This is a genomic window from Peptoclostridium litorale DSM 5388 (genome assembly GCF_900141635.1).
GTDB classification, from domain to species: domain Bacteria; phylum Bacillota; class Clostridia; order Peptostreptococcales; family Peptostreptococcaceae; genus Peptoclostridium; species Peptoclostridium litorale.
Genome location: NZ_FSRH01000001.1, coordinates 355784 through 381136 on the forward strand (window position 1 = coordinate 355784; position 25353 = coordinate 381136).

Here is a 25353-nt window from a genome sequence, read left to right on the forward strand (position 1 = left end):
AGAGGCGATATGAGCACTCCTATTTCTTCGAATCTTATTTAACAAATATTCATTCTTCTCAAAAATGATAAAAAAGCCGTCTCAAAAGTGAGATTCAATCAAAAAATCTCATTTTTGAGACGGCTTTAAATTAAGTTTGAATAGCATATTTTTTTATCTTTCTGTATATTGTCGCCCTGCTCATTTTGAGTATACTTGAAGCCTTTTGTACATTGCCTCCACATCTTGCCAGAGCATTCTTTATGTTTTGCATTTCCACGCTCTCTATGTGGACAATTCCTGAATGCTCCATTTTTATCTCATCTACCTTTTGCCGTAATGCCTTTTCATAGTCATACCCGTCATTTATAATTTCCTCCTCGCAAAGGTAATACACTCTTGCGACAGCATTTTGGAGCTCACGCACGTTGCCTTTCCAACTTCTGCTTTTGAGCTTTTCAATATAATCGCTGGAAATAATTTTTTTGTTGTTTTGGCTAATATTGAGCCTTTCCACAAAATATTTCGCAAGCAGTTCCACATCTTCGATTCTTTCAGCCAGACTCATAATATTTATGTTCATGACATTCAACCTGTAGTAAAGATCCTGCCTGAAATTCTTTTTCGATATCTCCTGTACAAGATCCCTGTTTGTAGCCGCTATTATTCTGACGTCGAGTATTTTTTCATAGCTTCCACCTATCCTGCTTATCTTTTTGTTGTCGAGAAATCTCAAAAGCTTCGATTGCATTTCAAGAGGCATTTCTCCGATTTCGTCCAAAAATATAGTGCCCCCGTCTGCAATTTCAAATTTGCCCGGACGACCTGTCTTGGCTGCTCCGGTAAATGCCCCCTTTTCATATCCGAAAAGCTCACTTTCCATTAGATCCCTCGGAATGGATGCGCAGTTGATTGCTATGAAGGGCTCTTCAGCCCTTTTACTGTGATTATGTATTGACTGCGCAAAAAGCTCTTTTCCCGTTCCGCTTTGGCCTGTTATCAATACGCTGCAGTCTGTAAGCGATACCTTCTTTGCATGCTCTATTATCTTATTCATTTTTTCATCCTGAGTCACTATGTCACAAAATTTGTATACCGCCTTGTAACCTGCCACCTTGTTTGCCATTTTGTGGACATGGCTTGATTTTTTAAACGTCACAACTGTTCCTATGGTTTTGTCAGCCAACAAAACCGGTACAGACTTCACACTGCACTTTATCACGCCGCCCCCGCTTGTGTGAAAATCACAATCCAAATTCTCATAGCATTTGTCACCATTCACTGCGCCTGATAAAAAATCGGTTTCATTTGCTATGACATCCATACTTTTGCCAATAATATCTCTATTTGAGTACCCAAGTATTTCTGCTGCCTTTTCATTCGCCTTTTTTATATTCATGTTATCATCAAATATTATCATTCCATCTCTTATCGAGCTGAATGTTGCATTTATTAGATTATTTGACTTTATAAGCTCTATCTGGCTTTCAATAGAGTATGCCACTGTTATTACCATTCCCAAAGTATGTGTATGAGCCTTTTTACATTCTCCCGACATGTCTATGCAACCTATTATATTTCCTTCATCATCATGTATTGGCGCTGCTGAGCATGTCCATGAATGCTGATTTTTACAGTAATGCTCATTTCCTATCGTCTGCAGCGGCTGGTCAATTTGAAGAGCCGTTCCTATGGCATTTGTTCCCACGGCCTCTTCCGTCCATAAAGCCCCCTTTACAAAATTGAGCTCTTGCGCCTTTTTCATTATTTCCTCGTCTCCTATGGCCTCAAGCAGGTACCCGTTCCCATCCGTTAGCATGACGCTGAATCCTGAACCCTTGACCACCTGATACATTTTTTTCATTATTGGAATTGCAACATTTATAAGTTGAATATTTCTGTCCCTTATATTTTTTATGTCAAATTCACTCGCCCTTTTCCCTCTGCCATGTTCCCTGTCCACGCCATACTCTTCGCACCTTCTCCATGAATCCAGTATAATCTTTTTAATTTCACCATCTTTATAATACAATTCTTCGCCGTAATCCATCTTGTGCACCTCCATGAAGTTTTACACGGGATATTCACTCTATACGAATAATTATACACCAATAGGACGCCACCCCTCAAATTCATTTTTTAAGGCTACGTTTTGCATAAAAATAGACAAAGGGCGAACTTCCGAGGAATTCGCCCTTTAGATTTTATTGTCTAAATATGAAATTATCTGTTTATTTCCCTTACCGGCCTGGCTTCTATATATCCTCTGTATCCCTGAGGCTCAAGCTGGTATCTTGGAGCCTCGTCGTCGGCCCACTCGAATCCGTATATCTTCGGATCGTATTTTGCGATTACATCCCTCAGCTCTTCTATGGCGTCCATGAAATCCTCATCTTCGAAAGGCTCTCCCTGGAATACCATCATCTTGCACGGCTCAAGCTCTATTATGTCGAATCCTTCAGGTACCTTTCCCGAATAGTCCGCAGGCACTTCTACTCCCTGAGCATATTCAGATGTCCCAGGCGTTATAAGCCCCTTCGGAAGCCACATCCCAGCAGGCTCGTGTATGGCCTCCTTTACGCTGCAAAGTATTCCCCACATGTCACAGCCCACCTCGTTGCAGTATTCGAAGTAGTCCTTTGCACTTACCGCCCTCTTTAGCAGTATCTTTCTTTTGGGCCTTTGAACAACCTGGACAAATACCGTTCTCGTATTTTTAGCATTTGTATTTTCGCTCATTTTAATATCTCCCCTTTTCAGCATATTGTAATATTCCAGAATCCTCTGAGGCATAAAAAGTTCTATGGGCTCCGGGTTGCAGCTGTATTTTTTCGGCGGTATACCGAACTGCTTTGAAAATGCCCTTGTGAATCCCTCGTGCGAATCGAACACAAAGTCAAAAGCCACATCTATTATCTTGGGCTTTTCGTCCCTTAAAAGTATTGCAGCTTTTGAAAGGCGAAGCGCCCTTATATATTCAAAAGGAGTTTTGCCCATAAGCGCCTTGAATATCCTCGCACAGTGCCACTGCGAATAGCCCGCCGCTCTTGCAAGGTCGCTTAGAGTTATCTTGCTTTCCAGATGGCTTTCTATATAGTCCTGCATCCTCTGCACGGCCTTTACCGCCTCCAAATTTTCCATGCCCGCACCTCCTGAATATAAGTATACTGGCTTTGAAGTGATTTTTCTTGACACTGATTGCTTATATTGTATTTATATACCCATACAAAAAACGGTGCCTCTCCGGATTGTAATTCCAAATCCGTAATATGCACCGACTGTAAATCTATTATTTCTGATCAAACCACTTCTTGTAGACACTGCAAACCCTCAAAAGTTCCTCTTCCCCTATGATATACGGGAACATTCCATACATGTATTTTATGAAAGGCCTGCTGTGTATTCCGTGTTCCAGTGCAAACTCCTTGAACCCCCTAAGGTCTGCAGAATCATATACCTCGATGCAAAGGCATGCACCGAGTATTCGCACCTCTTTTACCCTGTCTGAATAAAAATCCTTGAATATGTCCCTTAGCCTCGACTCTATCCACTTTATCTTTGACATGTAGTCTTCGCGCTCGAATATTTCAATTGACTTTAGCGCCACTGTGCAGGCCAGGGGATTGCCCATAAAAGTCGGGCCGTGCATGAATGCATGCTCAGGATTGTCTGAATAAAATCCGTCAAACACCCTGTTGCTAGCCACAGTCACCGCATGGCCTATGTAGCCTACCGTAAGCGCCTTCCCAAGTACGACAATGTCAGGGCAAACCAAGTCGCTTACAAACATGTTTCCCGTACGGCCAAAACCAGTAGCCACTTCGTCGAATATGAGCAGTACGTCATAGTCGTCGCATATCCTTCTAGCATCTTCCAAAAATGAAACGTCGTACATGCGCATGCCTCCGGCGCCCTGAAGCAGAGGCTCCACTATGAATGCCGCAATCTCTTCATGCCTATCCTTTAGCAGTAGCTCCAGCTCATCTGCATCGGGCGAGATGTGGTATATACCCTCTTTTTCAGGGAATGCCAGATGGTAGTCTTCATCGTCCCCCACGGCCATTGTCTTGAATGTATCCCCGTGATAGGAATGTTTTAGTGCGACAAATCCATTCTTATGGGGCTTTTCCTGGTTGAAGAAATACTGGACGGCCATTTTAAGGGCAACTTCAACGCCAACGCTACCCGAGTCCGAATAGAAGCAATGGTTCAAATCTCCCGGCAAAATCTCTGTTAGCTTTTTGGAAAGCGCCTTTACAGGTTCATGCACAAGACCTCCCAGCATGACGTGGGAAAACTCGTCCACCTGTTTTTTAAGCGCATCATTTATTTCAGCATTGTTGTAGCCGTGAATTACGCTCCACCATGACGTAGTTGTGTCTATGAGTTTTTTGTCCTTTGTATATAGATAGATGCCCTGTGCACCTGTAATTTCAATGGGCTCTGCCATGGTCTTCATCTGCGTGTACGGAAACCAGATCATTTCGTCCTCCTAACGGCTGCTGTTGATCCAAAAGCACCCTTTGCGGCGGACCATATTTTATGTCAGATTAATTCTGCAGCCTCTATAAATTTATTGATAACTCAATATTATAGCTTTAAATTCCAATTGTCAACCCAGCGGTATAATTCAGTTTACAATGTCCCGAAATAAAAAATGATGCTGCAACTCTCCCAAAAGCATTTTTCATCCCCAAAATATATGCGGCAGGAATTCTGCCGCATATATTTTAAATTCCCCTTATTTTCCTGTATAGTTCCGTCTCCTCTCCCCTGTCCCACTCGTCAGCGACTTCCTTCGAAAGCTCTGCAGCAGGGGCAATGTTTTAAGTTCATGCTCTTCATAAATCTCTGCTATCCTTTTGGAGTTGGCTTCACACAGCCAGCATGTCCCCGGCGGGTAAAAATCCTTTCGCATGTCTTCATAAATGGGTTTGAAAGGCCTCTTTGCAATGGTTATTATGCCCCCTATCTGCTGCTTAGCCAGAGATTCATAGTAATCAACATAGCTTTGCATGGGCACGCCCTTTTCATCGGCCATGCCCTCATATGTCGCCGACCTTATTATGCGGTTTTGCAGTTTTTCCCTGCCCAGAACAACTGGTTCAAACACCTTCATAAAAACCTCCTAAGCCTTGGCATCGGGGTACAAGTCAAACAAAAAGCCCACGAAAACATAAGATACAATAAACAGTATCAGCGCCAGCTCTGTATTGAAAAGGGCTATGAGGCTCGCCTGAGCGCAAATGCATGCCCTGAAATTGGTGGCCAGCGAATAGTAAGTCCTTTTCCCAACGGGACTTACATAGTACAATACGGCCGTCCAAATCTCCAAGAACACTGAAAGCATACCCAGTATGATGAATATCCTGTTGGCCTCGGCTACTATGAAGCCTGCCTTGTATACCGACACAAAGTAAATGAGGGGCAAAAGAGCACCCGCCACACCTATTGTCCTGGCTTTTCTCAAGCCATATTTTACGATTACCGTACGTTTTCCGGCGCGCTTATCCCCCTTGTAGTCCTTAAAATAAGTGTAATAGGTCATAAGGCTGTTTATAAGCCATATTAGCCCCCAAATGGCCAGGCGACTGGATGTGAAATACGGGGAATGAACCGGCCCTGAAGCCAGATAGCCAAATACCGGACACATGCTTATCATAAGCCCGAATATGATATTGCCCCATATGCCATGACCCTTGGCATATTCATAGAGTATATTAAGGAATACGCCGATGATCAGGGGAATAAGGGCAACAGGTTCAAGGTAAAACCACGTTATAAATCCCGTCGCCAGAATGAGTACAGCCGACAGTGCCATGGCGCCCCCAACATGGAGCTCTCCCGAGACCATGGGACGATGGGGCGCATTGATTCTATCCTCTGCGCGCCCTAAAAAGTCATTTATAATCTGGTTAATGCCCCAGCTCAAAAAAAGCAGAAGCAGCGTGGCAAATTTTCGTTCGACTGACGGCATTATTTCAACAGTCCCAAAATCCGTTGCTATATGTTCATAAAAAGCTACGCCCACCCAGCCGGGAATCCCAGTAACAAAAGCGTAGTAAGGCCACATGGATTTGACATAAGCCTTTATAAATCGCACCAACTGATGCTGTGATATTGAATCTTCCACTGTAATCACACCTTTTTTCAAATTAATTCTAGTGTACTATTGTTCTGAACATAAAAAAAGAGAAGCCATGCAAAATTCAGATAAAATTAAGAAAACCATAAAGCATGGCGCTTTATGGTTTTTTGTCGTTATATATGAAAAAAGAACTATGGAATTTTCCCACAGTTCTTGATGAAAATATTCGTATCCGGGTCGAATAGAGCTTTCGAGTGCCGGCATTTGCGGCATCATGGCTTCTCTTTCAAATACAGCGCTCTCAAGTCGAGCCAATAGTTGATAGTATCCCGGCGGGGATCAACGCTAATTTGAATAGTGCTGAACACGAGCAAAACAGCTACTTCTGGGGTTTCTAGCTGCAGGCTCATGTCATCTAGCGCCGCCTCTATGGTTTCTGGCTGGCCTGGCGGGAACGCTGCGGCAATCTGGTCGATATAAGCATTCATATCCTCCTCGAGTATCACGCTATCATCCAGCTCGATCTTCAATGTCGGTATTCCAGTCTGAAAGTTAGTCATCCAATCGATCCTGTATAGGCCCTTGTCCCCTTCTATCGTGACAAAGTCCGCCCCTTTTTCCTCCTGCAAATTGACAGCCCAGCTATAATCGCTTATGTCGACCGCCCCTGGCTGCAGCGTCAGGTGAGTCCTCATGTACTCTCCGCGTCCAGGGTCGTATTCGGGCTCAGGCCAGGTCTGCTCGAAGCCAAGTTTTTCTTTGAATACCGATCTTTCTCTCAATCGCCTGTCAAACCAAGCCGGCAGCTTCGTGTCCTCAGCTCCTGCCAGGTAAATGACCGCATCGGTAATCGATTCGCGCACTTCCCTTTCCGGTTCGCTGGCTGCGGGAACCAGCTTATCGCCTTCAAGCATGCCCTGGCTGACCAGCAGCTTTTCCAGTCTGTCAACTTGTGATTTTACCGGCAGTGCATGGTAGCCGACTGCCGGCATGACCGAGAAAACGGCCAATGCGCAGGCCAGTATGGCAATCGCCGTATGTGCCCTAGCCTTTAGCATTATAAGCAAAATAGCCGCCACCACGGCAATGATCCATATCAGTATGAAGGAGTATTCGGTCGTTTTGAGACCTGACTTGCCCAGCTGGACCAGCAGGGCCCATGCCTCAAACGCGAGTATCACCAGCGCGGCAAACGGATAAATCCTGCGATAGAATTTAGTCAGTCCCGACTCCTTGTGGGTGACCATGATGTGAAGCCATATTCCACAAATCGCATAACTTGTTGCAATGCTTGAAAGCCTAATGAATGACGCCTCCATTCCACTCGCAACGGTTTTGCCCGCCCAGACCAGCAGAACTGCAGTCAATGCCAGCGCTATTGGAATCATAATGTATTCGAATAGAATATCGACAAACTGTGGCTGTTTTTGAGCTACTTCACGTTTTGGGTCAATCCGCCCCTTGCAAAAATCCGGAAAATAGCCAACAAAAATTGTAAATGTCAAAAAGCCGACCAGCGTCCCGATATACGCATAGACCTTCCAGCTCATGTCGCGGTAAATCAGCGCTTGAACAGCGCCTGCGACTCCTGAGGTCCCCCCCATGAGCACTGTGCCATAAATTAAGGCTATGAAGAAAGCCTTTTGAGTCATGAAAAGGGATCGGGCGAAGTCCGACTGGTCTTTTGGATAGCCGGCCAGTATTATAAATGCAATGAAACTGACCTGAATTGCAACGCTAACACGGGATGCAGCCAGACCTGAAACCCTGGCAAATCGAGATGCGTCCAGTCCCGGATCGGTCCCGCCAAAAAAATAGAGCATGATGAATGTCGCAACCACGACCGCGGCGCCGAGAAGGTTTGCAGTCGTGAATGCCCTGGTCTCGCCATAGCGGCTTTGTACCGCCGTAATCGCAGCCAGGCTGAAAACAGCGCCCAGCGCGAAAGCCCAATGCAGGCAGTTGAACATGAAATTGTATGTTTCCTGCTCAGGCCAGTCAAGCTGTATTCTGACCATAGTCACGATCGCAAATCCCAGCGCGCTGGCTATCGCAGCAGGGAATGTCTTGAAAGCCTTTACTGCACCTTTTGATATTTGCGGGATCGCCTTGGTAAAAAAGTTCATGGCATACACCTCCTAAACAACCTAATCCTCCATTATAACTTGTATGCTCTATTTTTACCTCTCAATGCCTGTCAATAAACATAAAAAGGCCGGCTGATAAATAACTTACCGGCCGGCCTACTACACTACCTATTTTTATTTGCAAACTCCACCTATACTGCGCTGCTTTCTATTTCGCCCTCCATTTCTTCTTCAAGTTCTGGAAACTCTTTTAAAATCATCTTTTGATTTAGTCTGCCCGATTTTATGTCCTCCTAGAATACCGTCCAGCTTTGAGGGAACATAGACTCACCTGCAGGGTCTAGCCACGTGGCAAGCCTGAATATGTTGTTTGCAACAAAACCAATTGACGTTGTGGTCATGTCAAGCATAAATCTCGTATTTCCAACTATGAATACGAATACCACCAGTCCTATTGCCACAATTGCATTGACGTCACTCAAAATCTTAATTCCTTTCTTAAGACCCGAGTATGCGCTGACTCCAAACAGCAGTGTTATGGATATTAAAACCATCACGTCAATGGCAGGCGTGACTTCAATGCCAAACACATAGCCGATAGATGCTGAAATAAGTGGAGATCCAAGCCCTAAACTCGTTGCAACCGCACCTACTATGCCAAATATGAAGAATACATCTAGAAGCCTTCCAATTACTCCGTCCACCTTGTCGCCCAGCACGCCTCTGCAGGACTCGCTTGCTTTGAGTACATCACTTTTCCTGACAAAAAGCAGATATCCTATGGCGCATGCCGTAACCGAGTATATCGACCATGCTATTGGTCCCCAGTGGAAAATTCCATATGATGCCGCTATTTCTGCCGCCTGCCACGTTCCAGCTTCCACTCCCAGCGGTGGCGCCGTGTAGTAGTATACCCACTCTATAATCCCCCAGTAGACCACGCCCACGCCGACACCGCAGCAAAACAGCATTGATGCCCACGAAAACGTTGAAAACTCGGGTTTTTCTTTCTCATCGCCCAGTTTTATCTTTCCATATCGGCCATATGCCACCCAAATGCAAAACCCTGTGCAAAACAGACCGTACCATAAATATGCAGACCCGAGATTTGTGATAATGAGGTCGTTTAGCGTGCCTACCACTTTCTGACTGAACTCCGGAAAGAATATGATCGGCAGTGCAAGTGACAGCAGCGCTATCATAGAACCCCAAAACACGCCCTTGTCTATGATGGAATTCTCTCCTTTTTTATTAAGCTTTTGCATTTTTATCCTCCTTTGCTATTCTCCTAAGCATCTCTTCAACACATTCTTTTAAGTTTTCATTGAACCTTGAAAGGTCATCGCTATGCTCATTAAATGCTGTAATTATAATAAACGACTTCTGGTCTACCAGATAGTATATTCCTAATCCATTTTCCACCACAGGCGGAAAGTACAGGTACTTCATGTTTTCATGGGTGAATGAAGTTGTTGAAAGTCTGTTGTTTCCCATAACCTGATAGGCCTTTGTCCCAAAAAGCTCTATTTCCTCGCTTATGCCCAGCTCTGCTTTAAAGTCCTTATATATTGATTCTAGCACAAATAGATACCTGTTGACCCCATTTCCGCTTTGGCAAAGCTTTGTTCTTCTATGATGCTCATTAAGCCCGTCATTTAAAAGCTTTCTAAACTCTTCGTCCGCCAGGTCCTTGTTGAAAAGCGACTTTGCAAACTCTATGCTTTCTTTTGAAACCGGCCTGTTGCACTCAGTCCTGCCTCTGAAAAACTTTCTTGCATCCACTGAAATATAAGTATTGTATACTTCCCCAAAGGTCATATACTGGGCTGCCTGGAAGGCCATGTGCATAAAGCCGTCTGCAGAGAGAACTCCGTTTTCACGCAGTATGTCTCTGCTCAGGCCTTCAAATTCAACAACTCTTGTCTCAAACGACTTCATGCACTCGTCAAAACCGCTTTTAAACCCGTTGAGCTCGCCTTTGACATTCTCGCCCAGATTAAATATGATTTCATCTATTTCTTTTTGTTCGGTTTCTCTATCACTGGAATCTTCGAACTTGATGTCCAGCCCGTCAATAACGCTTTTTACCCTCTCGACCATCAAAAGCTCAGTTCCACCATCCACATAGCTGTGGTCGGCAATGAATGAAAGCACGCCGTTTGACGAGCATGAGAACTGAAGGCCCTTTCCATGCCACCTGTTTACCAGCTCCGGGTCGTAGCTTGCATTGTCCAGATTCTCCACTATCGAATTTGAATTTACGCCGTCCAAATTGAATATGAAAATCGAGTTTTTAATCTCTTCGTATGAGGACCTGTTGCCCTCGTCCTTCAATATTTCCGCCAGCACCACGCCCGCCCTGTCCCTGTCTGTTCCTATGGTCACATAGTTTGCACCCGGGATAGCGGCGCTGCCTGTGCTTCTTGTGATTTTCTCAAGCGACCTGTATATATCATTGGCGCCAATCACCGAATCGTCCTTGATTGTCCTTATATTGAAAAACCTGTTCTTGTACGTGAAAACCACAAAATCCGATACCTCTTCACTTATATAGTACTCGTCCGATACCTCTTTTATGTGGTTTATGGACGCCAGCAGCCCCAGCAGCTGGTCCGACGAGTATAGTTTTCCATTCAGAGTATACGATCTGGCCCCTTCCTTTCTGTAGTCCAGATATACCTTGCTTATCGCATGGATTATTATTGCAATTTTTTCTAGGGTTTCATAGCCTCTTAATCTCTCATTTTCATATATTATGGGTACGTTCGTATGCGGCGACAGCGGCGCTCTCACGTCAAGATGGCATTTCACCCAGTAGTCGAATATCCAGCTGTCATTTTCCCTTTCCCCCAGCTCCCTCAGTTTTTTCTCAAGCAATTTCGAGCTTTTGGAGTTTAGAAAATCCTCCACTGATTTTTTTGCAGCATCGTGCTCTTTTTCATCCACCAGGGTTTCAGCCCACTCGATATACCTCTCCAATGTCTCCTCAAGAGAAGGTATCGGGTACTTTGGCAGATTGTCCAGGTTCAATATGGGCACGCTGTTTTTGATGTTTTTGTTCAATTTACTCCCTCCCCTACAACTCGCACTTCTTGATGCAGTATTCAAGCCTCGTGTCCTTCTGATACAACGTGCAGTACGAATACCCCACGTCTTCTATGCTTGTCTTTTCTCCACCAGCCACTTTTATTATCTTGTCAAATATCCTTGAGCCCACATCTTCAACAGTGTCCTCATTTCTCATGATTTTGCTTGCATCTATGTCTATGTCCTCGTTGATCAGGTTTTCGTTTCCGCTGACCCTTATGACAGGTATCAGCTGGTTGTTGAAGCCGGCCCCTCCGCTTGTCCAGAGTATAAGCTGTGCGCCAACCGCTGCAAAGTGCATTGCCATTACAAGCACCCCTGCCACATTCGGATTGCAGCCTATGTTTATTAAATTGCTCAGAGTCTCTTCATTCCCCCCAAGCATACATGTGTTGTAATTTGTCACTATTATCACATCTTCAAATTCATCGGCTATTTTCCTTGAAATCCCTTCCAGGCATTCATCGACTGATATGATGAGCATCTTGTTTCTTATGCCTACAGTTCCATTCGACCTCTTATATCCCTTAAAATACACTTTTTTCCCTCCTAGTCAAATTAATTTTTGTGCTAAATACCGTCAATGTTCATTTTTTTTAGTATTTCATCAATTATAGAACTTGGGAAATTGATTGTATTGCTCTTTACATTGTGAACATGCACCAGTTCTCCAACAGAAATGTCCTTAACCGCGCTGCCTATTTTGTAGTCCCCTTTTAAAATTTGATCTCTTTTATTAATCATAGTTATGGCGATTTTGTTGCCGTATGGGACATCCGTTTTGGCCTTAGTTTCAAGAACCAACTTCTGCTCCGGTGAATATATACTTACCAGCTCACCTTTCTTTGCATCTTCAAGAAGAACGGCTACATTGTCTTCTTTGCCCTTGATAATTGCTCTTTTCACTCTTTACACCTCACATATTCTAGTAATGGCCTGTTACACATTTACTATAGAGCAAGTATCGTGCCAACTTTGACTTTCCGCTATTTTCAAGGTTTGTGGGCCATTTGCTTTGACCTGCTGCATTTTTGCATAAAAAAAGCGAGTCACTTCCGACTCGTTAGTGTCGTCTTCAACTCGCTCTCTCAGCGCCGGTATCTCAATATCTATTACATTGAGCCTCCAGAACGATGCAAGTTCTATAAGTCCTGTCTTCCCGCCTTTTTTAGCTCCTGTAAAGGCTCCTGCCACGTATCCAAAGAGTTCTGATTCCAGCAGCTGCTCCGGTATCGCAGAGCAGTTTATAGACAGGAATGAACCTTTTTTCCGGCCGCTGCTTTCATGGATATACCTCGCCAGCATAGTTTTTCCAGTTCCCGATTCCCCGTGGATCAGCACTGTAGAGTCGAATTTTGCTATGGTCTGCGAAAACTTTATGACCTTCTCCATTTTGGCGCTGCTGAAAAATATATCGCTTATGCTATCTGCTTTTTCATTATCTGATTTTTTACTCTGGTCTCCCTCTTCGCCGCCCCTCTTTTTCTGTTCCTCTTCCATGAGCATGCGCTGATTGACCAGGTCGCAGGATGCATCGTATACGGTCATCACGACATACTCAATATCACCGTTTTCGTCAAACAGGGGCACTGCTGTCGTTATAAGCTTTTTCCCGAGGTATGAGGTCTGTTCTATGGTGAACTGCTTCTTTTCCTTGTATACAATGGGCAGTACTGAAGGATACCATTTGTCGTCTGATAGAAGATCGAAAAAGTTGTTTCCTATGAGCTCCTTTGCCTTCATTCCATAATGCCTCTCGCAGGCCTTATTTACATAGACAACTTTATAGTCATTATCATACACAAATATCTCGTCGTAGGCATTTTCCACTATTCTCTTCAATTTTTCATAGTCCAAAAACCTAAAGTTATCCGCATTCAAAATAAACACCTCGCTTTGTATGCATTATATCACATGTGACAAATGCACTTTCAAGGCAGGGCAATCTCAGCTTGTTTTCACTGATGTTATACAGCTTGACACTTCTTTTATGCCCAATGCTTTTTCTGCCATTCTCTCCACTTCTCAATCCGAATTCCCAGCTCTTTTTCGGTTTCTTTTCCAAAGTACGGACCATTGTATTTGTGAAACTCTCTGGAAGGATGATTCAAGTCGTAATAGCTCTCCAAATCTTTCAGTTCCAATTTTCTTAATTTTATTTTGATATTCTCCATATATATCTCCATCGAATTACATGCTCTATACGCTTCACAAAAACAGCTTAAACCTTCGCCCAAGGCGAATGTCAAGTGCTGTTGCTTATCAAGGCGGACATGACATATCCATAGACAGGGCCCGTGAACACCATTGATACAGCCCTAGTTTTGCGGAAATAGAAATCTCGACTGTTCGCTCCTCATCAACCCATGTTATAGCCAGAAAAAAATAATGGAAAACTAAATGGAAAACTAATTTGTATAAGGTGTATGAAAGATGATATTATTGTTATATATTCAATCAGGACGCAGTGCCCGTGGAGGTTCTACAATGAAAATGAAGATATTTGCCGGAATACTTGCAGTGCTAATGATCACTGGTTATTTTCTACATGTTAACAGCGGACTTGAAAATAACTCTGTTAGAATATCTGAAGCTGTACAGGACATGCTTGGCGGAGAGAAGGTTGAAGATATCTTTACAGCTGAGCAGCTGAAAAAACTAGAGGATTTTAGAGAGAAGTTCCTCGAAGAGGACTTTTCACAGTATAGAGTTGAATCGTTTCAGCCAGACGATGAGAATATCGTATATCTTATGCTCATTGTAAAGCCGCGTTTCGAAGGGGAGTCTGGCATCATACTTTATATGACATTCGAGCTGGATGATGTAGAATCACTTAGAGTCAGAAATATTGTCATTTCAAATTGGGTGAACATCGAGTTTAGTGCCAAGCAATTTTAATCGAGGTGAGTTACATTGTCTAATAGAACAATATTGGAACAATCAATTAGACTTCTTGTCGGGATTGTGATGGTTTTTATAATGTTTATAACAATCAGCGCGCTTGAAAACACAATTTCAAATCAACAGGAGTCACAAATTGAGCAGTTGACGCAAGGCATTACATATGAAGTTAATAGAACCGTGGATGTAAACGTTCTTGTCGAATCCTATCAGACCGAGATTCTAGAAGCCTTTTCCAGGGATATCCTCACTTTTTTCAACGGACGGGATTTTTCTGAGATTACAACGGAAGAACTGAATCGTCTCTTGTCTGAATATCAAATTTCCGGAATTGCACTCTTCAAAGATACAGGTGACGATGTCATTATCGAAAAGTCTACCTCCAAGGCGGAAGTTGGGCTTTCGACAAAAAAGTGGGGATTTTGGTACACTGCGTTCAGGCAACTTTTTGACGACGGCCGTGTAACTTTGGATAAAGGGACTTCAAGGGAGTCCTTCTGGATCGGGCCAAGGTCGAAGGCGTATGAGCAAGAAGGGATATTCATATTCTCATATTTGAAAGTGCCTGGACAGCCATACTTGCTAAACCTCTTCATAAACGATAAAAAGGCATTCAATATGGTTAATGACCATGACACAAATAAAGTATTCGCGAAGCTTGCAGATGGTGCCGATTTCATTGATGAAATCGCAATAATCAATGTGGACGCATGGAACAACAGGTTTCAACATGAAAACCGGTCTAAATTACAGGACTTTACAATCGAGTATGGCTCATACAACTCTTTTTCAGCAGAAGACACGTACTATCTCAACAAAGCAGTTGAACTTGAGGTTCAAGATTCACTGAGACTGGAATTCACTATGGACAATCAAAAAAAGTGTAAAAGGTACACAAAGCTGAATGATAATGAAGTGCTTGTTTTTGCGCTGAACAAAAACAAGCAGAATGCAGTTCGCATTCGTGTTGTCCTGACGGCTATATGCGGGCTTATGTCAGTCTGGCTTCTGGGCTATCTGATAATGCTGTACAACAATAAAAAATTCAACAGGCTGCTCCAATTGAAAAAAGAAAGGCTTGAAGTGGCTGAAATCTACAGGCAGACGGTGCAGATACTGCCAAGTGTGGTGTTGAGGCTAAGTATCGTTGAGAATCGGTTCATAGTGCGGCACTGCGAGGGCAAAGCTTTGCAGCTGATCGGCGTAGATGCTCAATCCAGTCAGGGCAAACAGCTCGATAACTTTATGCCATCTGATTATATATCTCTGATCAGCAATCATTTGAGGGATATCCAAAAAGGGCAAAGCAGTCGCTTTGAATATAAATTTGGTGATCGTATCTTCGAAAACAAGATTGAATGGATATGCGACCACGTGGATGATAGATCGCTTGATAAGCCATCCAACCCGAGTGAAGTGATCATACTCTGGAATGATATTACGGAACTTCGGCGTTCCGAGGACAATGCCCGATTTATGGCTTATCACGACCACCTGACAGGACTTCCAAACCGACATTATTTCAAAGAGACGGTGGAGTCGTATCTTAAAGATTGCAACGAGCCGCTTTATCTGGCATTCCTTGATTTGGACGGCTTTAAAAACATAAACGATACTGCTGGTCATGACGTCGGCGATAAGCTTCTTGTTGGGGTGGCCCACAGATTGGCTGGAACTCTCAACAATAAAAGCTTCGCGGCCCGCATGGGCGGAGACGAGTTTGCCGTACTCTTCAAAGACGTGCATTCACAAAATGAGCTGGAAGGCATTCTCAGCCAAGTTAAAAATGATGTCTGCAGACCATACCATATTGAAGACCATGAATTTAACATCGGTGTGAGCATTGGAATCAGCAAGGCACCAGATGACGGCAACGATTACGTCACCCTTTTGAAAAAAGCGGATATTGCCATGTATAATATGAAGTATTCAGGAAAAGGCAATCACAAATATTATGAGCCAAAGATGAGTGTGCTTGAAGAGAACCCTCGTTTGCGTTAACATGATAATTTTCACAAATCATTGGGCAGTTGCAGAATGTATTTTAGACCTAAGTCATTCTGCAACTGCCCATTTTAGTTTGCTATTTTGCAGGGCTTTTTTTGATTGCATTGCGTTTCCAGCACAGATTTACAATATTATATCAAGCTGCCAATCACCAAAGGTGAGTTTGATTATACTGCATCACCTACTACAATCCGATTCCGCCCTTGTTCCTTCGCTTTATAAAGTGCAATGTCTGCACTTTTAACCAAATCCGCCATGCCAAATTCATTCTGAGGAATGATTGAAGCTATGCCCATACTGCACGTTACAAATTCACTTATTTTTGACATTTCATGTGGGATTTCAAGATCCCCTAATTCTTTTTGTATGGTCTCCGCGACCTTAACGGCGCCTTCTAAAGGTGTATCGGGCAAAATCAGCAAAAACTCTTCACCGCCATAGCGGCATGCCCGATCTGAAGGTCTCTTTAACGTTTTGCTCAACAAAGCGCTAAACAATTTCAAGCACTCGTCACCTTTAGGGTGTCCATAAAAGTCATTGTAAGGCTTGAAGTAGTCGATATCTATAAAAATAATCGACAGCTCAAATTGGCCCCTTTGAGCCCTTTTCCATTCCGTCTCCAGATGAATATCACCGTATCTTCTATTGGTTAACTGCGTCAGGCCGTCTACTGAAGCCCGTTTAATCAATTCTTCATTAAGGACTGCCAGTTCCCTTGTTCTTTCATCCACCCTCTTTTCAAGCATTGCATTGCGCCTTTTAAGGCTCGTGACTCTGATATAGTAACTGCCCATAAGCAGTATAATCACAAAAATCGAACCAGTCGCTTTGATTTTCACAGTATTCCACCACGGCGGCGTAATAATTATCTTGATCTCTTTTCCCTCTTCATTCCAGTGTCCGTCACTATTGGATGCTTTCACCCTAAATGTGTATTCTCCGGGTTTAATACTTGTGTAACTGACGTAATTTCTATTTTTCACATATATCCAGTCACTGTCAAACCCCTCGAGCATGTATGCATACTGATTGCTTCTGATGTCCGTAAAATCGAGCGCTGCAAATTCGAACGAAAATAAAACGTCCTTGTAATTCAAATTTATTGCCTCTACCCGATCAATCGACTGGTCGAATTCAAGAGGATTTCCGTTAATCTCAATTTTAGTGATGATTACATTTGGCACGGTCTTGCTTTCCTTGATATCTTCAGGAAAAAAGCTGGTGATTCCGTTAGTGCCTCCAAAAAATATTTCACCATCTGCAGATTTGGCTGAAGCATGAGGTTTAAACTTTTCATACCTAAGTCCGTTTTTCTTGCTGTAGTTCTTAAAACTTGAATTCGTTTTATCAAATTTGGATATTCCATACTCGGTGCTTACCCAGAGGTTTCCTTTGTAATCCTCCTGTATGCAATAGACCATATTGTTTGGGAGCCCATCACTTTGATCATATCTTTTGATTTCAACAGTTTCATCCGTAAGATCTGAAGTCGGATCGATTCCAATGCTATGAAGGCCATCTCTCGAACCCAGCCACATTGTACCGTCTATGTCCTCATGAATGGAATAGACAAAATTTGTAATGTATGAAGAGAACGTATTTGCATCCCTATTGAGTAAGCTCACTCCACTTTGTGTGCCAAACCACAGCCTGCCATTGGAATCTTTAAAAATCGACCAAATTTCGTTTCCACTTATGCTTGACTGATTATTTTCATCATTCACATAAACCTCTTTAACATCTTCTGATTTTGTATCAATAAGATACAGGCCGCTTCCGTAAGTCGCAACCCAAAGATCATCTCCGTCTGCAAATAATCCCATGACAGAGACATGCTCGTCATCGAATGGCACTTTTATTTCTTTACTCGTAAAAGTACTGTGTTCAAATTTATATATCAACCCATCAGTAAAACCTGCCCAAATATTGCCTTGGCTGTCTTCACATACAGTGTTGGGTTTCAAGTCGAATATCAATTGCGTTTGCCCGTCTGATGGAGTGTATTTAAATAATCCGTCACTTTTACCGATCAACAGGCTCCCTGATTTATCAATCATAAGTGTTTCGATTTCTATATTGTCCGTATTGTTTTCTATATGTGAAAACGAAATATCCGGATTGAATATGCTTACACCTCCGCCTCGAGTGCCCACCCAAATAAGTCCGGATCGGTCCTGATAGAGCGCCCTGACGTTATTATTGACCAGACTGCCTGCATCCTGTTCGGAGTGGCGGTAATAATTGACGAATTTCTTTTCTTTCACATCAAATTCAAGCAACCCATCGCTTCCGCCAACCCACAGCGTTCCCTTGTCATCTAAGAGAAGTACGTTTACAACGCTGCTCGTCATGCCTGACCTGCTCAGCTCAGGCTTAAAATTTTGAAACGTCTTGCTCTCAGAGTCAAATAGGCTGACTCCACTCTCAGTTCCGACCCAAATTTCACCGTCGGCCCCTTTATGCACAGCTCTCGTCCTTGACGAGGCGATAGTGCCCTGCATCTCCGGATTATTTTTATAGCTCTCAAATATGCCGTTTTTAACGTCAAAATAGTTTAATCCGTCACTTGTTGCAATCACCAGATTTCCATCATCTGCTTCACATATTCCCCATATACGGTTGTTGCTTATGCTGGTTGGATCTTGCGGATCGTTCATATAGCGGACAAATGTCCCTTCAGCCTCATTCAGCTTGTTTAATCCACCCGCATAGGTTCCTGCCCATACCGTTCCAGACGAATCCTGGAAAACAGTTTGAACCCTGTTGTCGCCCAGTGAGTTCAGGTCATTTTGGTCATTTGCATAGTGGGTAAATTGCTTCTGAGCATAGTCGTACTTATCCAAACCAGCGCCCCATGTTCCTATCCAGATATTATCCCCACTGTCGATAAAAATATTACTGGCTGAATTTGAAGCGATTGAATTTATGTTTTCTGGATCATTCTCGAAATTTGTAAAGTCTATCCCGTCATACATGTTCAATCTATCGTCAGTGCCGAGCCACATTGCGCCTCTACTGTCCTGCCCGATTGTATAGACTGAACCGTTTGACAAACCATCTCCCAATGTCAGCGATTTAAACGTGAAATTTGTCGACTTGGTAAATTTCACCGTTTCATCAGCATGGGCACCTACGTGTACAATGACTGTAATTATGAGCATTACAAGTATTTTCTTTATCATCAAATTCTCCTTAATCCATATCCAATCCAAAAGACTTTAACCATTAACTCCGTGTCCATCACCAAATAATGATAACCGATAATCTAATTCTCTTATATTTTATATTATACTATAATATATTAATTCACTTAAGATTTTATTCTTGCCCACGCACTTAAAACAGCCATCACACCTATTTAATCCGTTTTAATTGCCTGTTTGTTTCCAGCTTCCATATCCAAACTGTGTTTAGGTGCACAATATATTGGTTATTGTATATATTACATAATTCAATTGCAAATCATATTGAGCGAAACATGGGCTGCACCTGCGCATATTATAGGGGGTACAATATATGAAAAATAAAATATTCATAACTGCAAAACCAGGAAGCGGCAAGACAACTGCAATAAAGGAAATAGTATCTCAAATTGGCATTGAGAAATGCAAGGGCTTCTATACGGAAGAAATAAGAAAAAACCAAAAAAGAGCCGGATTTAAAATTAAAACGCTAGATGGAAGAGAAGGAATACTGGCCTCGACAGATTCAAAAAGCGGGCTGAGGCATGGTAAGTATGGCTTGGATATAGAAACTTTTGAAGAGTTGTGCTTGTCCAGTATAGAAAGTGGTATTGATGATGACAAAGTAATTGTTATAGACGAAGTTGGACCTATGGAAATGCATTCGGAAAAGTTCAAAACTCTTCTAAAAATCATCATAAAAAGACCATCCATAGTAATCGGAAGCATATGCTACCGCAACTTTCCCTGGATAGATGAATTCAAAAGATCAAAAGAGATCGAGGTGATTGAACTAAACTTAGAAAATAGAAATGATATCCCAAGCATAGTATTAACTAAATTGGGAATTAAATAGCTTCCGCCATCATTAGCATAAAAAAAGTGTGTACCTACTTGACTGATAATCGGCTCTACCAGTTCCAAGGAAAATACACACTTTATCTTTCGCTCTCTGTATCTCTAGTATTTAATGTAATCTGCTATTTTATTGCCCTGCTTGTCTATATAGTAACTATTGAAAAGGGCTACTCCATCTTTGAAATCCCTTGCATCTCCAAAGCCAACTGTACTAGTATCAGTATATTTTATTTTAAATTGTCCATTTTTATCTATATAGCCTACATGATACTTCATATATGGCGGAGTTTCGAAACTTTCTTGCCACGACACCCCTAAAAGTCCTTCTGAAAAATGTTGTCCATCATCAAATATTTTGTATTTTGTATTTGCAATAGTTTTTCCCGTACTATCAATTATTGATAAATCATCACCCCAAGCATCCATTGAAACTATTGCAACACCTTCACTAAAATTTCCTGCCTTGCTGTACTTAGGTTCAATTATTGTTTCACCTTGTTTATTTATATACCCATATTTGAATAGGCCTGACTCCATTACCGCTACCTTTGCTATTCCTTCCGAAAAGTCATATGCTATGTTAAACTTATCCTCTATAACAGTCTCTCCCTGTTTATTTATATACCTGTATTTTCCATATGTATCCATTCTAACAGGTGCCAGCCCTTCAGTAAATTTGGCGGCAAAAGCATATTTTGCTTCTATGACCATATTACCCTGTTTATCTATAAATCCATATTTAGTTTCCATCTTATTGCCTTCTCCAACAGACACCGGTACTGCAGCCAGCCCTTCTGAAAACGAATGCAAATACCCACCAAAAGGCTTATCTAACTTTATTACCATTTCACCACTTCTATTAATATACCCCCACTTTTTTTGATCGCCCTCCATGACAGAAACCAATGCCATCCCGTCACTAAAATCCATCGCGTCTGCAAATTTGAATTCCGTTATTTGCTTGCCTGTGTTGTCAATATATGCATACCTACGGGAAGTTTTATCAAATATTATAGCTGATCCCTCTGAAAAATCGTATGCTTCTTCGAATTGCGGCTGTATGACAATTTCACCTTTATTGTTTATGTAGCCACATTTAACAGCGCGCTTAATCAGATATAATGAATTCTCATTGTTTATTGAATCATTGCTAGTGATTTCAACTATTTTAGCTGCGTCATCATCAGCATAAGCTATGCCTCCTATAGAAAAAATTATCGTACACATCAATAAAATCATTCTAATTTTTTTCATTTCAAGTCCCCCTATTAACTAAAGTCATTGAGTATAGTAAATCAATTTACATTATATCACAAATCTAAAAAAGTCTTCCGGTTTTTCAAATGGTTCGATAAACATATTTGTCCCTTATCTCCTTTGCAGGCAAAATGATCTCGCCCTACCTGACATAGCCCACAAAGCTTACATCCTTTTTATGCCGTATATGCCGTACCAAGGCAGATAATCGTGTTATTGACAGCGCAAAGTAGCACAAACAGGGTAGACACTCTTTTCATCCAATAGAACTGCTTTTGCCATTGTAATTGCAGCTTGAGAAACACCCGCATTGTTCCAACCTTTACCATTCAACACTTTATAGGCGGCACCAACAATCGAAGTTTTTACTACTTCAGAATCCTTAATGTCTGCTGTTGCTTCGAAATATTTGTTTAATTCTATAAATGGAATGCCAGAAACATTGACATGACTCAAAACAAGGAAAGCAGTACTGCCGTATTCGCCCAACATATACCCAGTAACAGATTTAGGATCAATTTGATAAGTATCGGCTACTAATTTGCGTAAGCGGGCAGAATCTAGCATTGCCCTGAACATGCTCCAGGATACTTCAAAGATGGCTTTGGCAAGCTTATGATTTTGCATTAGATTTTTCACTTTCAAATCCTCGATTACTATTGCTTGGTTTTCGCTAATAATCTTCGTACTTGTCTTGTGAAGAAAGTCGTTTCTTTGATTTGCTATCTTCTCATGCAGTTTAGCAACCTTGAGTCTGGCTTTGTTACGATTGCTGCTACCCTTTTGCTTGCGCGAAAGTTCTCGCTGGAGCTTGGCAAGTCGCTTTTCTGATTTTCTCAGATGCTTCGGATTCTTATATGCTGTGCCATCTGATAGCACCGCAAATTCCTTGAGTCCTACATCTATGCCTACTTTGACATCTGTTTGCTGGAGTTTTTCAGTTTCAGTTTCGACCAGTACAGACACAAAGTATTTTCCAGATGGCGTTCTTGATATAGTACAGGACTTAATCAAGCCATCGAAAATTCTATGCTGTCTGATGCTACACATACGCTTGCCTAGACTCGACTCCGACTGTTTATACTACTGAACCATAGGGTAATTATTTTGTGAGTAAGATTTCTTCTCGGCCACTTTTCATAAATACTGGTTGACTAATCCGAAAAGGAGCAAAGTTTTGATTTTATGACTAATTCATTTCCAACAATTATTATGGAGGATGATTAAATTGGAAAAACACTGTTTACATGAACTTTTTGAAAAGTCTGCTAGTCCTATCCTCGTTATGGTGGAGGATAAAATTGTTGACTGCAACGCATCAGCAATTAAACTGTTTCATTTCAAAAACAAACAAAACATCATAAATAAACACCCATCTGAATTATCCCCGAAGTATCAACCAGATGGTCGCTTATCTTACGAAAAAGCTAACGAAATATTAGCAACCGCAATAGACATAGGTTCTCATAATTTTGAATGGCTTTATATGAGAGCTGACAGAAAAACTTTTACTGCTGAAGTTTCGCTTTCCGTCATTTTAGAGAATAACCACCATACTATATTGGTTATTTTGAATGATATTACCACACGAAAAAAGATAGAAAATGATAAGCTTCAAACAGAAAAGAAGCTTGATGCCATTATAAATCACCGGTTTCAATTAACTGAGCTACTTGATCGTGATGGCCGATTAATCATCGCGAATAAAAATGCATATGATATGGTAGATGGTGAACCAAGTGAGTTAACAGGAAAATACCTCTGGCAATTACCACACTGGTCTCATTCTAAGAAACTGCAACTTGAGATTAAAGATGCTGTTCAAGAAGTCAAAAAAGGAAAATCAATTAATTTTGAAACAACCCATATGGATAAGAAGGGAGACATTATATATATTTTTTTTTCTCTCACACCTGTTCATGATGATAATGTAGATCTTGAATATATTCTCTCTGAGGGAAAAGACATCACAGAGGAACAATATGCTGAAATGAAATTAGTTGCAAGCGAAAGAAATTATCGAGAGATTTTCAATTCAACAAGTGAAGCAATCTTTATTCATGATGCAAATACAGGAAAAATTGTTGATGTTAACCAGACAACACTGAAAATGTTCGGTTATGAAAATCAAGAATTTTTGCAGCTCAATATTGGAGATATAAGTTCCAGAAGGCAACAGTTCACCCAAGAAGAAGCATTAAAGAAAGTAAAAAAGACCGTTGAAGAAGGGCCACAGTTGTTTGAATGGTTTGCACAACGAAAAAACGGTGAATGCTTCTGGATTGAGGTGAGTTTAAGTAATACAACAATCGGTGGTAAAGGGCATGTCCTTGCAGTAATCCGAAATATCGACCAACGAAAAAAGATGGAAGAAGAAAAGAAAAAATTTGAAATCCTGAGTGTTACCGATGGACTGACAGGCGTTGCTAATCGGAGGCGTTTTGACGAGGTACTTTTACATGAGTATAATCGACACTCCCGTTCCGAAGAACCACTGTCAGTGATTCTTCTAGACCTAGACTATTTTAAGTTGTTTAATGATAATTATGGCCATGTCAATGGCGACAAATGTTTACAAAAGGTTGCTGGTGTGATTGCTGGCTGTATTCTTCGCCCTGCTGATCTAGCTGCACGTTATGGAGGTGAAGAATTTGCCTGTATTCTACCAGAGACAAATAATAAAGGAGCAGTTCAGATTGCTGAGAAAATCCGCCAAAGCATTTTCAATCTAGCCATTCCTCATAAAGAGTCTCTTGTTGCTGATGTTGTTACAGTGAGCCTTGGTGTTGTGACCGTTTATAATACTATTTTCGAATCAAATGCGGTTAGCAGTGAACAAGTGTATAAAATCGTTGAGCAAGCTGATAATCTGTTATATAAGTCCAAATCTTCGGGTAGAAATCGAGTGGAATTTGCAGTGTTAGGCGATTCTAAAAGAACTACAAACATTTTTGCCAAACTGATATGGCAAGAATCATTCAATTGTGGTCATAAACTCATTGATGAACAGCATCAGAACTTGTTCTTCATTGCAAATGAACTCCTTGAAGCAATTCTTACAGAGCAACCGACACCCAAAATTGCCACAATCATCTCGAGTCTTTTGAATCATACGAAACAGCATTTCCAAGACGAGGAAAAGTTCCTTGATGAAATTAATTATCCGGATATCAAACACCACATCAATGTGCATGAAGAACTGCTATTGAAAGGAAAAGAATTATCACGGAAATTCAAAGCGAACACGACATCTACCGGAGAAATTTTCCAGTTTCTGGCTATCGATGTGATAAAGGAACATATGCTTGCAGAAGATAGTGAATTCTTCCCTTTTATGGAGAATTCATATGGTGCAGTATTCATAGAAATGAATCCATGATAAATAACCGAAAGAGAGCAAAGTAAAATTAATTTTTTGCACTTCGTAATTGATTATACAGAAAAATCCCACTTGAACAGTAATAATAAATAAAAAAGTTCTGCCAGATTGGATTTGGCAGAACTTTTTATTATTCAAATATATCTTGATCTATTCAAGTAATCAACAACTATTTCTTTACTAGCTCCACAGCATGTATAGTGTAAAATTAAAATACAAACAATTGCAAAAATAAAATACAATTCAAAAATGGAAAAAGTCATTGTCAACATCCACAAAATATACTACCCTTTAGGTGTCGAATCTAAAAGGGGGTAGAAAGGAATGTTAACAATGACTCGAATTAAGCATATCAAAAAACTGTACACTTTTAAATGAAAAAATGTAAGTGAAATATGTAAGTTAACAGGCCATAACTATAGGACTGTAGTTAAATACCTTGAAAAAAATGATTTTAATGAAAAAATTGAAAAAAATAGCGATGACAAAAGAGGTAGGCCAAGACAAATTGATTCTGTTATAGGAATA

The 25353-nt window shown here is 41.5% G+C and carries 19 protein-coding genes; 4 read left to right on the forward strand and 15 right to left on the reverse strand.

Features of this window, described 5'->3' with window-relative positions; translation table 11 throughout:
* Positions 1-130 precede the first annotated feature (130 nt).
* The 12 genes from BUQ87_RS01620 to BUQ87_RS01675 all read right to left on the reverse strand — a co-directional run bounded on the left by BUQ87_RS01620 (position 131) and on the right by BUQ87_RS01675 (position 13415).
* A complete protein-coding gene (locus tag BUQ87_RS01620; protein WP_038260789.1) occupies positions 131-2029 on the reverse strand; it encodes a sigma-54-dependent Fis family transcriptional regulator in 1899 nt (632 codons plus the stop codon).
* A gap of 173 nt (positions 2030-2202) precedes the next feature.
* Positions 2203-3120 carry a helix-turn-helix transcriptional regulator gene (locus BUQ87_RS01625; protein ID WP_038260786.1) on the reverse strand — a complete coding sequence of 306 codons (918 nt, stop codon included), beginning with the start codon at positions 3118-3120 and terminating at the stop codon, positions 2203-2205.
* 148 nt (positions 3121-3268) lie between these two features.
* The gene (gene bioA / locus BUQ87_RS01630; RefSeq protein ID WP_038260783.1) at positions 3269-4462 is read right to left on the reverse strand and encodes an adenosylmethionine--8-amino-7-oxononanoate transaminase; all 1194 of its coding nucleotides are present in this window, start codon (positions 4460-4462) and stop codon (positions 3269-3271) included.
* A gap of 258 nt (positions 4463-4720) precedes the next feature.
* The gene (locus tag BUQ87_RS01635) at positions 4721-5098 is read right to left on the reverse strand and encodes a hypothetical protein (RefSeq protein WP_038260779.1); all 378 of its coding nucleotides are present in this window, start codon (positions 5096-5098) and stop codon (positions 4721-4723) included.
* Between the two features lie 9 nt (positions 5099-5107).
* Complete coding sequence (locus BUQ87_RS01640; protein WP_242943755.1) at positions 5108-6112, reverse strand: UbiA family prenyltransferase; 1005 nt, start codon at positions 6110-6112, stop codon at positions 5108-5110.
* Positions 6113-6339: 227 nt separating this feature from the next.
* Positions 6340-8193 carry a DUF4153 domain-containing protein gene (locus BUQ87_RS01645; protein WP_038260778.1) on the reverse strand — a complete coding sequence of 618 codons (1854 nt, stop codon included), beginning with the start codon at positions 8191-8193 and terminating at the stop codon, positions 6340-6342.
* A 254-nt stretch (positions 8194-8447) separates the two neighbouring features.
* A complete protein-coding gene (locus BUQ87_RS01650) occupies positions 8448-9419 on the reverse strand; it encodes a BCCT family transporter (RefSeq protein WP_038261500.1) in 972 nt (323 codons plus the stop codon).
* Positions 9406-11217: a choline/carnitine O-acyltransferase gene (locus BUQ87_RS01655; RefSeq protein ID WP_038260776.1), complete on the reverse strand. Its 1812-nt coding sequence runs from the start codon at positions 11215-11217 to the stop codon at positions 9406-9408. Before BUQ87_RS01655 ends, BUQ87_RS01650 begins: the two co-directional genes overlap by 14 nt.
* Positions 11218-11230: 13 nt before the next feature.
* Complete coding sequence (locus BUQ87_RS01660; protein ID WP_038260774.1) at positions 11231-11779, reverse strand: UxaA family hydrolase; 549 nt, start codon at positions 11777-11779, stop codon at positions 11231-11233.
* 32 nt (positions 11780-11811) lie between these two features.
* A complete protein-coding gene (locus tag BUQ87_RS01665; RefSeq protein WP_038260772.1) occupies positions 11812-12147 on the reverse strand; it encodes a UxaA family hydrolase in 336 nt (111 codons plus the stop codon).
* 33 nt (positions 12148-12180) lie between these two features.
* On the reverse strand, positions 12181-13122 hold the full coding sequence (locus tag BUQ87_RS01670) for a sigma 54-interacting transcriptional regulator (RefSeq protein WP_052635824.1): 942 nt from the start codon (positions 13120-13122) through the stop codon (positions 12181-12183).
* 107 nt (positions 13123-13229) lie between these two features.
* Positions 13230-13415 carry a hypothetical protein gene (locus BUQ87_RS01675; protein ID WP_038260770.1) on the reverse strand — a complete coding sequence of 62 codons (186 nt, stop codon included), beginning with the start codon at positions 13413-13415 and terminating at the stop codon, positions 13230-13232.
* Between the two features lie 313 nt (positions 13416-13728).
* Between BUQ87_RS01675 and BUQ87_RS01680 the strand changes: the two genes are divergently transcribed.
* Both BUQ87_RS01680 and BUQ87_RS01685 read left to right on the forward strand, forming a co-directional pair.
* Positions 13729-14139 carry a hypothetical protein gene (locus BUQ87_RS01680; RefSeq protein WP_038260766.1) on the forward strand — a complete coding sequence of 137 codons (411 nt, stop codon included), beginning with the start codon at positions 13729-13731 and terminating at the stop codon, positions 14137-14139.
* A 69-nt stretch (positions 14140-14208) separates the two neighbouring features.
* Positions 14209-16143 (forward strand): GGDEF domain-containing protein, encoded by a 1935-nt coding sequence (locus BUQ87_RS01685; protein WP_207647162.1) that lies wholly within the window; start codon positions 14209-14211, stop codon positions 16141-16143.
* A 173-nt stretch (positions 16144-16316) separates the two neighbouring features.
* Here BUQ87_RS01685 and BUQ87_RS01690 read toward each other — a convergent pair whose 3' ends face one another.
* On the reverse strand, positions 16317-19331 hold the full coding sequence (locus BUQ87_RS01690; RefSeq protein WP_038260763.1) for a diguanylate cyclase domain-containing protein: 3015 nt from the start codon (positions 19329-19331) through the stop codon (positions 16317-16319).
* A gap of 334 nt (positions 19332-19665) precedes the next feature.
* On the opposite strand from BUQ87_RS01690, the gene BUQ87_RS01695 reads away from it, so the two are divergent.
* On the forward strand, positions 19666-20187 hold the full coding sequence (locus BUQ87_RS01695; protein ID WP_038260760.1) for a nucleoside-triphosphatase: 522 nt from the start codon (positions 19666-19668) through the stop codon (positions 20185-20187).
* Between the two features lie 104 nt (positions 20188-20291).
* Here the strand turns inward: BUQ87_RS01695 and BUQ87_RS01700 are convergent, their stop codons facing one another.
* On the reverse strand, positions 20292-21443 hold the full coding sequence (locus BUQ87_RS01700; RefSeq protein ID WP_052635822.1) for a WG repeat-containing protein: 1152 nt from the start codon (positions 21441-21443) through the stop codon (positions 20292-20294).
* A 216-nt stretch (positions 21444-21659) separates the two neighbouring features.
* Positions 21660-22496, reverse strand: a complete 837-nt coding sequence (locus BUQ87_RS15705) for an RNA-guided endonuclease TnpB family protein (RefSeq protein WP_330391180.1) — start codon at positions 22494-22496, stop codon at positions 21660-21662.
* A gap of 178 nt (positions 22497-22674) precedes the next feature.
* Between BUQ87_RS15705 and BUQ87_RS01710 the strand changes: the two genes are divergently transcribed.
* A complete protein-coding gene (locus BUQ87_RS01710) occupies positions 22675-24825 on the forward strand; it encodes a bacteriohemerythrin (RefSeq protein ID WP_052635821.1) in 2151 nt (716 codons plus the stop codon).
* Positions 24826-25353 lie beyond the last annotated feature (528 nt).